12 protein-coding genes and 1 pseudogene are annotated in these 14,198 nt (G+C 63.6%); 11 read left to right on the forward strand and 2 right to left on the reverse strand.

The window, feature by feature from the left end:
- A pseudogene (locus SOP85_RS18935) lies at positions 1-289 on the reverse strand (type VI secretion system tip protein VgrG); the annotation flags it as partial.
- Between the two features lie 615 nt (positions 290-904).
- On the opposite strand from SOP85_RS18935, the gene SOP85_RS18940 reads away from it, so the two are divergent.
- Positions 905-1,216 (forward strand): DUF6124 family protein, encoded by a 312-nt coding sequence (locus SOP85_RS18940; protein WP_323627846.1) that lies wholly within the window; start codon positions 905-907, stop codon positions 1,214-1,216.
- Between the two features lie 161 nt (positions 1,217-1,377).
- Here SOP85_RS18940 and SOP85_RS18945 read toward each other — a convergent pair whose 3' ends face one another.
- Positions 1,378-2,163 carry an enoyl-CoA hydratase gene (locus SOP85_RS18945; RefSeq protein WP_274074645.1) on the reverse strand — a complete coding sequence of 262 codons (786 nt, stop codon included), beginning with the start codon at positions 2,161-2,163 and terminating at the stop codon, positions 1,378-1,380.
- A gap of 140 nt (positions 2,164-2,303) precedes the next feature.
- On the opposite strand from SOP85_RS18945, the gene SOP85_RS18950 reads away from it, so the two are divergent.
- From SOP85_RS18950 to SOP85_RS18995, 10 genes are all read left to right on the forward strand, one after another.
- Complete coding sequence (locus SOP85_RS18950) at positions 2,304-3,089, forward strand: SDR family oxidoreductase (RefSeq protein ID WP_046817037.1); 786 nt, start codon at positions 2,304-2,306, stop codon at positions 3,087-3,089.
- Positions 3,090-3,145: 56 nt separating this feature from the next.
- A complete protein-coding gene (locus SOP85_RS18955) occupies positions 3,146-4,114 on the forward strand; it encodes a bifunctional MaoC family dehydratase N-terminal/OB-fold nucleic acid binding domain-containing protein (protein ID WP_323627847.1) in 969 nt (322 codons plus the stop codon).
- 9 nt (positions 4,115-4,123) lie between these two features.
- On the forward strand, positions 4,124-5,257 hold the full coding sequence (locus tag SOP85_RS18960) for an acyl-CoA dehydrogenase family protein (protein WP_323607343.1): 1,134 nt from the start codon (positions 4,124-4,126) through the stop codon (positions 5,255-5,257).
- Positions 5,229-5,648 (forward strand): MaoC family dehydratase, encoded by a 420-nt coding sequence (locus SOP85_RS18965; RefSeq protein ID WP_274074648.1) that lies wholly within the window; start codon positions 5,229-5,231, stop codon positions 5,646-5,648. Before SOP85_RS18960 ends, SOP85_RS18965 begins: the two co-directional genes overlap by 29 nt.
- 17 nt (positions 5,649-5,665) lie before the next feature.
- Entirely contained in the window at positions 5,666-6,844 is a 1,179-nt protein-coding gene (locus tag SOP85_RS18970; RefSeq protein ID WP_274074649.1) for a lipid-transfer protein, read from the forward strand.
- 10 nt (positions 6,845-6,854) lie between these two features.
- Positions 6,855-8,024: an acyl-CoA dehydrogenase family protein gene (locus SOP85_RS18975; RefSeq protein ID WP_323627848.1), complete on the forward strand. Its 1,170-nt coding sequence runs from the start codon at positions 6,855-6,857 to the stop codon at positions 8,022-8,024.
- Positions 8,025-8,089: 65 nt separating this feature from the next.
- On the forward strand, positions 8,090-9,295 hold the full coding sequence (locus SOP85_RS18980) for an acyl-CoA dehydrogenase family protein (RefSeq protein ID WP_323627850.1): 1,206 nt from the start codon (positions 8,090-8,092) through the stop codon (positions 9,293-9,295).
- On the forward strand, positions 9,292-10,434 hold the full coding sequence (locus tag SOP85_RS18985) for an acyl-CoA dehydrogenase family protein (RefSeq protein ID WP_274074651.1): 1,143 nt from the start codon (positions 9,292-9,294) through the stop codon (positions 10,432-10,434). The genes SOP85_RS18980 and SOP85_RS18985 overlap by 4 nt, the downstream gene beginning before the upstream one ends.
- 358 nt (positions 10,435-10,792) lie before the next feature.
- A complete protein-coding gene (locus SOP85_RS18990; RefSeq protein ID WP_274074652.1) occupies positions 10,793-12,475 on the forward strand; it encodes a class I adenylate-forming enzyme family protein in 1,683 nt (560 codons plus the stop codon).
- A 116-nt stretch (positions 12,476-12,591) separates the two neighbouring features.
- Positions 12,592-13,950, forward strand: a complete 1,359-nt coding sequence (locus SOP85_RS18995; RefSeq protein ID WP_323627852.1) for a DUF1329 domain-containing protein — start codon at positions 12,592-12,594, stop codon at positions 13,948-13,950.
- Positions 13,951-14,198 lie beyond the last annotated feature (248 nt).

Here is a 14,198-nt window from a genome sequence, read left to right on the forward strand (position 1 = left end):
AGTTGTTGACCATGCCGTACAGGCTGCGCAACGGCTTGTACTCGGGCGCTGGAAAGCCTGGGTAAGGTGGCTTTGGCGGCGAGGGGTACAGGCTGAAACAGGCGTCCTTGTTGAGCATCTGCTCGGCGCTGAGGTCCTGCTCGGTGCAGGTGAATTCGATGCGGTAGCTGAAGGGCTGGCTGAGGTGTTCTTCGCCCTCGAAGGCCAGGACGTCGAAGACGGCGTCGAACCAGCGGATGGCAAATTTGTGGCGAGTTTGGTTGAAGAAAATGCGCGGTGTGTTGGACAAAATCAGTCCTCCCTGGGCTGGCTGGGCATACGGGGAGGCTTGGTTTTCCACCCTCGTTCAAGCACCCGACAGCTTTCGAGAATCTGACAAAGGTTGGAATCGGATGCTTCTGATGCGCGCGTAGGATGCGTCCGAGATGCCGGTGCGCCGGATCTGTAGGATTTTTTTGCGGGTTTGAGGAAGGGAGGGGCGCGGCGGTATCCCACGGCATTCAAGCGTTTGGCGCGAGGGTTGTCCTGCCTCTATTGGCAGCGCTTTTGCGAGCAATGTGCAACGTGTTTAAAAGCTACCCGGGTTACTTCCCGAAAGCCACAGCGCCTTGCGCCGTTGCCTACGGTTACGCCAGAATCCGCCGGCTTGTGCGCCTTGGAGCTGCTCGGTAACTTGGTTCGCGTCACTGATGGTCAGTGATCGGGTTTAGTAGCCCGCGGTAATTTGGCTGCACGTGCATCCGTCTGACAGGTATTTCCATACCTGTATTTTGATGGTGGCTGTACGTAGGGCGCTTTCGGGCGCGCCGGCTTAGCTGAGTTCCCCGGTCTACTAACCTGCGTACAGTTGCCTCCCTTTTCGTTTAGTAGCAGAAGGGCGGCACTCAACTAGAGAACACAGCATATGATCAAGCCGACCCCAAACCCGCCGGACACCGATCCGGTAACACCCTCCGAACGCATCCCCTCAGCCGCCGATATCCAGGCCACTCCGCGCAAGCTTTGCACCATGTTCATCGTCAACCCGGAGCTCGATACCGAAACCTTGCTGGCCCACGCCTGTGAGTCGCTGGCTTCGGCCAATGTCATGACGCTGGATCTGGCGGATCATATGGCAGGGACCAGTCGCAATTCCCTGCTGGGGATTGCCCAGGTCATCATGCTGGGGGAACTGGCGGTGAATCGGGCGCTGGATCGGATTGATCGGGCTGTCTAGAAGATCAAAAGATCGCAGCCTGCGCTAGCTCCTGCAGGGGAACGCAAAACCTGCAGAAACCCCTGTGGGAGCGAGCCTGCTCGCGATGGCGGCGGGTCAGTCAGCAGAGAAGTTGAATGGCTGGCCCTATCGCGAGCAGGCTCGCTCCCACAGGTTTTTTGCTAAAACCCCTCAAACTGCGCCGGACGCTTTTCGATAAACGCCTGCATACCTTCCTTCTGATCCCGTGACGCGAACAGCAATGCATTGGCCTTGCGCTCCAAAGCCAGGCCGGCTTCCAGCGGGGCGTCCATGCCGGCCAGGATCACTTCCTTGATCTGCTCGGCGGCCAGGGCCGGCATCGCGGCGATGACGCGTGCCAGCTCCAGGGCGTGGGCCTGGACCTGGTCGTCGTCCACCAGGTCGCTGACCAAGCCGGCGACCCAGGCCTCCTCGGCGCTGATCGGTTGCCCGGTGAGCGCCATGCGCATCGCCTTGACCTTGCCCACCGCCCGCACCAGCCGTTGGGTGCCGCCGATGCCGGGCATGATGCCGATGCGGATTTCCGGTTGGCAGAAGCGCGCGCTGCGCCCGGCGACGATCAGGTCGGCGTGCATTGCCAGTTCGCAACCGCCGCCGTAGGCGTAGCCACAGACGGCCGCGATCACTGGTTTCGGACAGTGCTGGATCGGGCCCCAGACCCGTTCGGTGTGGCGCTTGTAGATATCGATGGCGCCGACCCCGGCCATGCTGTTGATGTCGCCACCGGCGGCAAACACCTTGTCGCCGCCCGTCAGCACGATGCAGCGCACTTCGGGATCAAGCGCCAGCTCACTGAAATAGCGCGACAGCAGCGCCTGTAATTCCAGGCTCAAGGCGTTGGTCGCCTGCGGGCGATTGAGCCGCAGCAGAGCCACGCCGGGCAGTGGGCGTTCGAGCAGGACCGGTGCAGCGCAGGAGTCGGACATGGGCATCTTCGAAGACCAGGCAAGGTGTGAAAGGCGCCAGTGTCCTGTTCACGGCGTTGAATTTTCATCGTCCGTTCAGACGTAGTTTGGCCCGCGGTTCGTCCCTAGAGTGGCTCTTGTCAGTAGAAAAGGAGCACATGATGGAGCTGCATTCGGGTCTTGATTACAGCGGCAAGGTGGTGCTGATCACCGGTGGCACCAAGGGCATCGGCGCCGGTATCGCGCTTGGATTTCTGGCCGCGAACGCACGGGTGATCGTCTGTGCCCGGCGCGAACCTGAACAGGTGCCGACAGTGGGTGGCAAGCGCGCGACCTTCATTGCCACCGATGTGCGCGACCACGATTCCCTGCAACGCCTGTTCGCCACCATCGAGCGCGACTTCGGCCGCCTCGACGTGGTGATCAACAACGCCGGCGGCAGCCCTGCCACCGACGCGGCCACAGCTTCGCCGAGGTTCCACGAAAGCATCATCGGCCTGAACCTGATCGCGCCGCTCAACGTCGCCCAGCACGCCAACCGGCTGATGCAGGCACAGACCCAGGGCGGTTGCATCGTCTTCATTGGCAGCATCAGTGCGCTGCGCTCATCGCCGGGTACCGCCGCTTACGGCGCGGCCAAGGCCGGGGTGCTGGCGCTGGTGCAATCGCTGGCGGTGGAGTGGGGGCCCAAGGTGCGGGTGGTCACGGTCAGTCCGGGACTGGTGCTGACCGATCAGGCGCACCTGCACTACGGCTCCGAGGCCGGTATCGCCGCCGTCGCTGCGGGCATTCCGGCCGGCCGCATGGCGGTGGCCGAAGACATCGCCAACGCCTGCCTCTATATCGCATCGCCGCTGGCCGGTTACGCCAGCGGTTGCAACCTGTTGCTGCATGGCGGTGGTGAACGCCCGGCATTTCTCGGCGCCGCGCAGGTGCTGCCCACCTGATCGACCTATTGCGGCGACCGGGTTCGGTGGCCGCCTTCAATGTGAAGGAGACGACTTTGGCTGATCCACAATTGCTATCCAATGTGCGCGCCCTGGTGGGGCGCGAGTACGGCCGCGTGTACGCCTGGGACGAGGTCAATGCCCCGATGATTCGCCAGTGGTGCGAAGTCATGGGCGTGGACAACCCGCTGTACACCGACGCGGAATTTGCCCTGGGCACCCGGCACGAGGGCCTGATCGCGCCGCCTGCGATGCTGCAGGTGTGGACCATGGAAGGCCTGCACGCCAACAACTATCCGCCTGGCTCCACCGACGAGAACCCGTACGAGGTGCTCAAGGAAATGGAAGCCTACGGCTATGCCTCCACCGTGGCGGTGAACTCCGAACTGAGCTTCACCCGCCCGCTGCGTTTGGGTGAAAAGCTCTACTACACCACGCGCCTGGATTCGGTGGGCGATGAGAAAACCACCGCCCTGGGCACCGGCTTTTTCGTCACCCTGGTGATGAGCCACTTCGTCGAAAAAGCCGGCGGCGACGAGCCGGTGGGTCAGTTGCTGTTTCGCGTGTTCAAGTTCCGCGCGGCCAATGCCCAGGCACCGGCCAAGGTTGAAGCGGCGCCGGTCAAGACCAAGCGCCCGCTGCCAGGCATCAGCGACGACACCCGGTTCTTCTGGGAAGGCTGCGCCAAGGGTCAGCTGCTGATCCAGCGTTGCACCGCCTGCCAGACCCTGCGCCATCCACCGGCGCCCGTGTGCATCGAGTGCCACAGCTTCGACTGGGACACCCTTGAGGCCAGCGGCCGCGCCACCTTGTATTCGTTCGTGGTGATGCACTACCCCGAAGTGCCGCCGTTCGATTACCCCAACCCGATCGGCCTGATCGAGCTTGCGGAGGGCGTGCGCCTGATCGCCGGGCTGGTGGGTATCGAGCGTGAGCAATTGCAGATCGGCCAGCGCCTGCAGGTCGAGTTCCAGACCTTCGATGACCAACAGACCCTGCCGATGTTCCGGCCGGTAGAGGCATAGGAGCCACCCATGGATTTCGAATTGAGCGAAGACCAGCGCGCCATTGCGCAGATGGCCGACGGCCTGTTTGTCGACCATTGCCATGACGAGTACATGCGCCAGTGGGACACCAGCGGCGAATCGATGATGGCGCCTCTGTGGGCGTTGTGCATCGAGACCGGGCTGCACGCCCTGGCGATTCCCGAAGAGCACGGTGGCAGCGGCCTGGGCATGACCGAACTGATGCTGGTGCTGCAGGCCCAAGGCAAGGCCCTGGCCCAGGTGCCGTTGTGGCGTCATCAATTGGCGGCCGCGACCCTGGCCCGTTTCGACGCCGGCGACAGTGCCGGGTGGGTGGCCAAAGCGGCTTCCGGCGAGGCATTGCTAAGCCTTTCTTTGGATGGCTTGAGCAGTGCTCGGGGCATTGAGTTGCAGGCGCAGACGAACACCGGGGGCTGGTCGATCAGTGGCCGGGTCGCGGCCTTGTCCCTGGGTGACCAGGCCAGTGCCGCACTGGTGCTGGTACAGGCCGAAGGGCAGCCGCGCTTGCTCCTGCTCGACTTGGCGGCGCCTGAAATTCGGCGGGTGTCGGCAGTGCTGACCCATGGCGAAGCCGCCACGGACCTGCACATCGAAGGCTTGACCGTGAACGCCACCGCGCTACTGCCGGCCGAGGCCGTCGCCTGGCTGGAGCAGCGTTGCACAGCGGCATTGGCGGCCCTGCAACTGGGGGTCAGCGAAGAGCAGATCCGCCGCACCGTGGCCTATGTCAGCGAGCGCCGGCAGTTCGAGCGCGTCATCGGCAGCTTCCAGGCGGTGCAGATGAGCATGGCCGACACCCATATCGCCGTCGAAGCCTTGCGCACCACGCTGTGGCAACTGGCCTACCGCATCGATGCCGGCTTGACGGCACCCAGCGAGGCACTGGCCACGGCCTGGCTGGCCTGTGAAGCGGGGCACCGCATCGGCCATATCGCACAACACGTGCATGGCGGCATCGGCGTCGACCTGACGTACCCGATCCACCGTTTTCTCTACTGGAGTCGCGGCCTGTCCCTTGCCTTGGGTGGCTCGGCGGCAAGCCTGGAACGCCTGGGCGACTGGCTCAACGATAACGACAAGCTGGGATGGAAATATGACCTCGAAGAACACCAAGCGCTTTGAAGACGTGCGCCCCGGCGAAGCACTGCCGGAGCTTGCGGTGCCGATCACGGTGACCCTGATCAACGGCGGCGCGATTGCCACCCGTGATTACTTCCCCGGTCACCACGACGCCGAGGCGGCCCGTGCCCTGGGTTCGCCCCACGTGTTCATGAACATCCTCACCACCAACGGGCTGGTGCAGCGGTTCATCGAGCAGTGGGCCGGGCCACTGGCGCAGTTCACCGCGCTGAAAATCAAGCTCGGCGCGCCGAATTATCCCGGCGACTGCATGACCTTCAACGGCAGCGTCAGCGCACTCGACGCCGAAACCCGCTCGGTGGAAATCACCTTGAGCGGCAAAAATTCCATGGGCAACCACGTGACCGGCACGGTCGCGCTGATCCTGCCCTGACAGCCGGAGAGACACAGATGACTGATTCATCGATTTCCGGGCGCGCCGCGATCGTTGGCCTCGGCGCGACCGAATTTTCCAAGAACTCCGGACGCACCGAATTGCGCCTGGCCATGGAGGCCACCTTGAGTGCGCTCAAGGATGCCGGCATCGACCCCTCCGAAGTAGAGGGCTTCAGCTCCTACTCGGTGGACAAGGTCCCGGAGTACGAAATTGCCCGCCTGCTCGGCTGCAAGGACGTCAAGTTCTTCTCCCAGGTGCCCCATGGCGGCGGCGCGGCCTGCGGGCCGGTGATGCACGCGGCGATGGCGGTGGCCACCGGCGTGGCGAAAGTAGTGGTGGTGTACCGGGCCATGAACGAGCGTTCCTGGTACCGCTTCGGCACCGGCAACTACGGCTTCGCGGCTTCGCCGATCTTCGACAACGTCAACTATGGCTGGTACATGCCCCACGGCTTCCATACGCCGGCCGCCTGGGTCGGCATGTTCGCCCAGCGCTACATGCACACCTATGGCGCCACCAGCGAAGACTTCGGCCGGATCGCGGTGGCCGCGCGGGATTTCGCCGCGACCAACCCCCAGGCGTTTTTCCACGGCAAGCCGATCACCCTGGAAGAACACCAGGCCTCGCGCTGGATCTGCGAACCGCTGCACCTGCTCGATTGCTGCCAGGAGTCCGATGGCGCGGTAGCGATGGTCATCACCTCGGCCGAGCGCGCCCGTGACCTGCGGCAGAAACCGGTGACCATCAAGGCCGGTTCCCAGGGCATCAGCCACGGCCAGCAGAGCATGACTTCGTTCTACCGCGACGACATTACCGGGCTGCCGGAAATGGGCGTGGTCGCCCGCGAGCTGTATCGCCAGTCGGGCCTAGGTCCCGAATCTTTCCAGACCGCGATCATCTACGACCACTTCACCCCGTTCGTGCTGCCGCAGCTGGAAGAGTTCGGCTTCGTCAAACGCGGCGAAGCCAAGGAGTTCATCCGCGCCGGGCACCACGCCCGTGGCGGCAAACTGCCGATCAACACCCACGGCGGGCAACTGGGCGAGGCCTACATCCACGGCATGAACGGCATCGCCGAAGCGGTGCGCCAGGTGCGTGGCACGGCGGTCAACCAGGTGGCAGATGTGCAGAACGTGCTGGTCACCGCCGGCACCGGCGTACCCACCAGCGGCCTGATTCTCGGCGCAGCCTAAGGAGCAGCAGATGTTCGTCGACCTCACTCCCGAACAACATGCCCTGCGCCACAAGGTGCGGGACTATTTCCAGGCCCTGATGACCAAGGACATGCGCGAGCAGCTGCGCGGCAAGGAAGGCGGCGAGCTGTATCGCCAGACCATCCGCCAGATGGGCCGCGACGGCTGGCTCGCGGTCGGCTGGCCCAAGGCCCACGGCGGCCAGGGCTATGCCGCCACCGAACAGTTGATCTTCTTCGAAGAAGCCAACATCGCCGGCGCGCCGCTGCCGTTCGTGACCATCAGCACCGTGGGCCCGGCCTTGATGGCCCATGGCAGTGAGCTGCAGAAAGAGCGCTTCCTGCCCGGGATCGCCGCGGGCGAAATCATGTTCGCCATCGGTTACTCCGAACCCGACGCCGGCAGCGATCTGGCCGTGCTGAAAACCAGTGCGCGCCAGGACGAAGAAGGCTTCGTGGTCAATGGCAACAAGCTGTGGACCTCGGGAGCCGAATCGGCCGATTTCGTCTGGCTGGCGGCCCGTACCGATCCGACCCAGGCGCGGCACAAAGGCATCTCGCTGCTGATCGTCGATACCACGACGCCGGGTTTCTCCCACACCCTGATTCACACCGTGGGCAATCCGACGGCGGCCACTTACTACGACAACGTGCGGGTGCCCAACGACATGCTGGTGGGCGAGTTGCACGGTGGCTGGAAACTCATCACCTCGCAGTTAAACCACGAACGCCTGGGCCTCGGTACCTGGTCGGACAAGGTGGTGGCGCTGTTTCGCCGGGTTTACCTGTGGGCGCGGGCTCGCGATGAACAGGGCCGTCGGGCGATGGACAAGGCCTGGGTGCGCAGCTCGCTGGCCGAGTGTTATGCGCGCCTGGAGGCGATGCGCCTGATCAACATGCGCATTGCCGCCGACCTTGAGCTCGACCGCATGAGCGTCGCGCTGAGTTCGACCACCAAGGTGTTCGGCTCGGAGTCGGCCATCGAGATCCTGCGCAAGCTGGCGGCGATCGTCGGTGCCAATGGCTCGATGCGCAGCGGTTCGGCGGCGACGCTGTTGGAAGGTGACCTGGAGTATGAATTGCGCTCTGCAACGACTCTGACCTTTGGCGGCGGCACCAATGAAATCCAGCGCGAACTGATCGCCCAGTTTGGCCTCGGTATGCCGCGCACCCAACGCTGACGCTCGTCCATCAACAACAAGAACCGCACTCGCCCCGGATCCGGGGCGGGTCGAAGGGGACTTTCATGAGCACTATCGAGCAATTTCGCCAGGACACTCGTGCCTGGCTGGAGGCCAACTGCCCGCCGTCGATGCGCACCGGCATGGCTGAAGGCGATGTGGTGTGGGGCAGCCAGAACCCGCAGTTTCCCTGTGAAGACGCACGCCTTTGGTTTGAACGCATGCGCGACAAGCGCTGGTTCTGCCCTGAGTGGCCCGAGGAATACGGCGGCGCCGGCCTGAGTGACGAACAACTGGCGGTGCTGGAAAGCGAGATGCGCCGCCTCAAGTGCCGACCGCCGCAGATCAACCTGGGCATCTGGATGCTCGGTCCGGTGCTGCTGGCTTACGGCAGCGAGCAACAGAAGCGCGATCTTCTGCCGCCGATTGCCCGCGGTGAAGTGCGCTGGTGCCAGGGCTTCTCCGAGCCGAACGCCGGCTCCGACCTGGCCAGCCTGAAAATGGCCGCCCGCGATGCCGGTGACCATTTCGTGGTGGACGGCAGCAAGATCTGGACCTCCTACGGCGACAAGTCCGACTGGATGTACGCCCTGGTACGCACCGACTTCAGCGCGCCGAAACACGAGGGCATCAGCCTGATCGTGCTGGACATGCGCAGTCCCGGCGTGAAGCCGCAGCCGATCGATCTGATCAGTGGCAAGTCGGCGTTCTGCCAGGTGTTCTTCGACGCCGTGAAGGTGCCCAAGAGCCAGTTGATCGGGCCGTTGAACGGCGGCTGGAACCTGGCCAAGTACCTGTTGCAGCACGAACGCAAGGCCATGTCGAAATTCGGCGAGTTCAGCCTGCCGTCGCACTTCGACCTGCTGGCGCTGATGCGCGAGTACGTGCCGGCGCCACGGACTCAGAGCGAACACGCACTGCAGGCGCGGGCCACGGCCTGTGCGATGAACGAGCATACCTACAATCTGACCGTGCAGCGCATGGGTGAAGAGGCGCGGGCCGGCGATGACATCGGCGGCCTGATGTCGATCATGAAGCTGGTGCACACCGAACAGGAGCGCGACAAGTTCGAAGTGCTGCTCGATGCCATGGCCGGGCACGCGTTCGGTTGGGACAGTGCGGCGTTCAGCGAGCAGCAACTGGCGGTGACCCGCTCCTGGTTGAACAGCTATGCGCTGACCATTTCCGGCGGGTCCTCGGAGGTCCAGTTGAACGTCATCGCCAAGCGCGTGCTGGGCTTGCCCGACGCTAAAAAAGGAGTCACCCCATGAGCCTGCGTTACAACGATGACCAGCGCCTGCTGGCCGACAGCGCCCGGGATTTTCTCGCCGCCCGCAGTCCGGTGAGTGCCCAGCGTCGACTGCGTGACGAGGCGGTGGCCTTGGGTTTCGACCCGCAACTGTGGCGTGACGCGGTGGGGTTGGGCTGGAGCGCGATCGCCTTTCCCGAAACGTTCGGTGGCCTGGATTTTGGTTGCAAGGGCCTCGGGCCGATCTTCGAATCCATGGGCCGCAACCTGTCGGCCACACCGCTGTTGTCCAGCGTGGTACTGGGTGGTTCGCTGGTGCAAGTTGCAGGCAATTCGGCGCAGCAGGCGCAGTGGTTACCGGCGCTGATCGGTGGCGAACAGCGCCTGGCCCTGGCCGTGGACGAACAGTCGCGCCACGACCCGCGTCGTATTGCCCTCGAGGCCAAGGCCGAAGGGCAGGGCTATCGCCTGCACGGAGAAAAGTTCTGGGTGGTCGATGGCCTCGGTGCCGACGCCTATGTGGTGGCGGCGCGCACGTCCGGGCAGTCGGGTGAGACCCAGGGCATCAGCCTGTTCCTGGTGCCGGCCGATGCGAAGGGTTTGACCGTCAGCGCCCTGGCGCTGATCGATTCGCGCAACAGCGCACGCCTGCAACTGGACGGCGTGCAACTGGGCAGCGATGCGCTATTGGGGACCTTGGGCGAAGGCTGGGCCGCGCTGGAAACCGCGCTGGACCGTGGTCGCACCTGCCTGGCTGCAGAGCTGTTGGGTATGGCCGAGCAACTGTTCGAAACCACGCTGGAGTACCTCAAGACCCGCGTGCAATTCGACACGCCGATTGGCACCTTCCAGGTCCTGCAACACCGCGCCGCGCAACTTTATGTCGACCTGGCGCTGAGCCGCAGCGCCCTGATGGCCGCGCTGGCGACCCTGGACGACGCCAGCCTCGACGCCGGGGCACGCGCCCGACTGGTCAGCCTGGCGAAATGGAAGGCCGGCGACACGGCGATCAAGGTCGCCAACGAAGCGGTGCAGATGCACGGCGGCATTGGCGTCACCGACGAACTGGATGTCGGCCTGTATCTCAAGCGCGTGCGCGTGGCGCAGAGCAGCCTGGGCGATCGGGATTTCCATTGCGAACGCTACGCCTCTAACGCGTAACCCCCTCCCTGTGGGAGCGGGCTTGCTCGCGATGGCGGAGTGTCAGGCAAAGAGGATGTTGAATGTACCGGCCTCTTCGCGAGCAAGCCCGCTCCCACAAGAATTGCTGGTGTACCCAGCATGTGAGCACGACGCACCACCCTGTGGGAGCGGGCTTGCCCGCGAAGGCGGGTGTCAAGCAACGAGGATGTTGAATGTGCCGCTCCCACATGGAGTCGCAGGGGTACCCGGCACTTGAGTACGACGCAACACCCCTGTGGGAGCGGGCTTGCCCGCGAAGGCGGAGTGTCAGGCCATGAAGATATTGAATGTGCTGGTCGCCCCCACAGGTCTTTCGCCCGTTCTGGAGAAAACAAACATGAGCATTGAACGCTGGCAAACCGCATGGCGCGAACTGATCGCCCCCGGTGCGCCGTTCGAAGTGGTGACGCCCGATGACGGCGCTCCACGTTACTTTCGTCACGCCGCGCACGACTTGCTGCAGGTGTTCGACGCCGGTCGGGTTCACGGTGACCGGGAGTTCCTGGTCTGGCAATCGCAGCGCCTGACCTTCAACCAGTTTTTCGATCAGGTCGACCGCCTGGCCGGGCAGATGGTCGCCCGTTTTGCCCTGCAACCGGGCGAGCGGGTGGCGATTGCCATGCGCAACCAGCCGGCTTGGCTGGTGGCCTTCGCCGCGATCGTGCGCTGTGGCGCGGTGTGTGTGCCGCTCAACAGTTGGGGCCTGCGCGACGAGTTGCAATACGCGTTGCAGGACAGCGGTTCGCGCCTGCTGCTATGCGACCAAGCGCGCCTCGATACCCTGCGCGAAGACCTGGCCCGCGAGCAGCGCGCCACGATCGTCGTCGGGGCCGGGGAAGCAAGCTTGCCCGAAAATTGCCTGCGTTTCGAGGACTTGATCAGCGCCCCGGCACAACCTGTGCCCACGCTGGAAATCGATCCTGAGGCGCCGGCACTGATCCTCTACACCTCGGGCACCACCAGCCGCGCCAAGGGCGCCGTGTCCAGTCACCGGGCCATTTGCCAGGCGCTGTTTGCCCTGGATTTCCAGGGCGCGTTTTGCGCCATGAGCTCGCCCGAGCGTATCGGCGTGGTGATCAACAGCGGCTATCCACCCACCACGCTGGCGGCCGTGCCGCTGTTCCATGTCAGCGGCTTGCATGCGCAATTCCTGTCGGCACTGCGCGGCGGTCGGCGCTTGATGCTGATGTACAAGTGGGATGTCGAACGTGCCATCGACCTCATTCGCGATGAGCGCTGTACCCAGTTCAACGGGGCGCCGGTGATGATGCAGCAACTGCTTGCGTCGCCACGCTTTGGCAGCGAGCACACCGCCAGCCTGTTCGGTCTTGGTCTGGGCGGTGCAGCGTCGTCCGCCGGGGTGCTGGACAACATGCTCAAGCTCAAGCCCGACGTCATCGGCGGTGCCGGCTACGGCCTGACCGAAAGCAATGGCATCGGCGCGGCTATCGGCGGCGACCCGTTCGTGTACAAGCCGCAGACGGCAGGTTGGGCGCTGCCGATCGTCGATATTCGTATCGGTGACAGCCCTGACCAGCCACAGGTGGCGGGTACTCGCGGGGTGATCTGGTTGCGTTCCCCAACCTTGATGAGCGCCTACTGGAACCTGCCCGAAGCCACTGCGCAAAGCCTGCGCGACGGTTGGCTGGACACTGGCGATATCGGTTACCTCGACCAAGAGCAATTCCTCCACATCACCGGCCGGGTCAAGGAGTTGATCAACCGCGGTGGCGAGAAGATTTCCGCCGCGGAAATCGAAACCTGCGTCCTCGATATGCCCGGAGTCCTGGAGGCGGCGGCGTTCGCCATTGCCGACCCGCTGCTGGGCGAGACGGTAGGGCTGGCCGTGCATGGCCAGGCCTCGACACTGCCCCAGGAGGCGCAGATCTGCGCATTCATCGCCGAGCGCCTGGCCGCTTACAAAGTGCCGGCGCAGGTCTTTCGGGTTCGCGAACCCTTGCCCCGCAATGCCACCGGCAAGGTGCTCAAGGCACAGCTGCAAGAAAAGTTGGGCGCGTAACACCGCCTTAGTCTTTCCGGACGATGTCCGGGCCGGCAGAACACGAACAATGGGTCCATTCCACACAGCCTTATCAGCGTAGGAGGCATCACATGAAAATAACAAGAACAGGTCTCATGCTCGCGGTCGCAGTCACAGCCAATAGCGGGCTGATGGGTTATGCGCACGCCGCGGTGTCACCCCAGGAAGCAGCCAAACTGGGCAAGGAGCTGACCTGTGTCGGCGCCGAGCAGGCCGGCAATGCCGAGGGCACCATTCCGCCGTACACCGGCAAATACCTGGGTGAAGTGCCAGGCTGGAATCATGTGAAATTCTCCGGCGACCAGCCGGTGGATCCCTATGCCGCGGAGAAGCCGATCCTGGTGATCACCGCGCAGAACATGAGCCAGTACGAGTCGCACCTGACCGAAGGGCAGAAAGCCCTGCTGAAGAAATACCCGACCACCTACAAGATGAACATCTACCCCGGCCATCGGGATTTTCGCTACCCCGATTATGTCTGTCGCCGGGTAATGGACAATGCGCTGCACGCCCAACTGGTCAACGACGGTGCCGGTTTCACCGGGATCGGCCAGGTGCCGTTCCCGATCCCCAAGAACGGCATGGAATTGCTGTGGAACCACCAGTTGCCGGCACGTGCCTACACCGAGGAAAAAACCTCCGACCTGGCCTCGGTCCTGCCCAACGGCAGCATTGGCTGGGGGCGAGCTTACGCACGTAACCTGGCACTGGGTAACTCACCGGGCGCCGACTCCAGGACCGAAGACAAGATTGCGGCCATGAGCAACAACATGACCCTCAAGCCGGCCCGCGACAACGGCACCATCAGCATTTCCCATGAACCCTACAACTTCGGCACCGATGCCCGCCAGGCCTGGACCTACAGCCCATCGACCCGGCGCGTACGGCAACTGCCGGGCTACGGTTTCGATCAGCCGATGATCGGCACCAACGGCACCATGACCATCGACGAAGACCGCTTGTTCAACGGCTCTCCAGAGCGTTTCACCTGGAAGCTGATCGGCAAGCGCGAGATCTACACCCCGGCCAACGCCTTCAAGCCCAACGCCGGCACCGTCAAGCACGCCGACATGCTGACCCCCAACCATCCCAACCCCGATCTCATGCGTTATGAATTGCGCCGGGTGTGGGTGCTGGAGGCCGACTTGAAGGAAGGTTATCGCCATGTCTATGGCAAGCGTGTGCTGTTCATCGACGAAGACACCTGGAACGCGGTCCTGGCCGACAACTACGACGCCCGTGGGCAACTGTGGAAGCACGCCATGATCAACTACTACTACCACCCCGACATGAGCGGCTGGCAGGCCGGTTCGCAGTTCTTCATGGACCTGAACTCCGGCCAGTACACCGGCTATGGCATGACCAACGAAGCGAAAAAGGGGCCGATCCTCAACGAAGGCAAGTTCACCCCGGACCAATACACCGCGGATGCGGCGCGGGCGATCGGGCGTTAAGCTTCGGGTCGTTGCAATGACAAAAGCCCCATCGGTATTCGGTGGGGCTTTTTTTTGGTTCTTCACGGAATCCCGGGAGCAATAGGTAACGCGTTACCTGTAGGAGCGAGCTTGCTCGCGATGGAGGTCAACGGTGACGCGGGCAGCCTGACACCCCGCGGTGCTCTCAGGTTTTTCGCGAGCAAGCTCGCTCCTACAGGGTAATGCGATCATCTCCAGCAGCCGTTTGTAGCTGATACGCAGGCTTG

The organism is Pseudomonas sp. YuFO20 (genome assembly GCF_035064975.1).
Taxonomy (GTDB): Bacteria; Pseudomonadota; Gammaproteobacteria; order Pseudomonadales; family Pseudomonadaceae; genus Aquipseudomonas; species Aquipseudomonas putida_AE.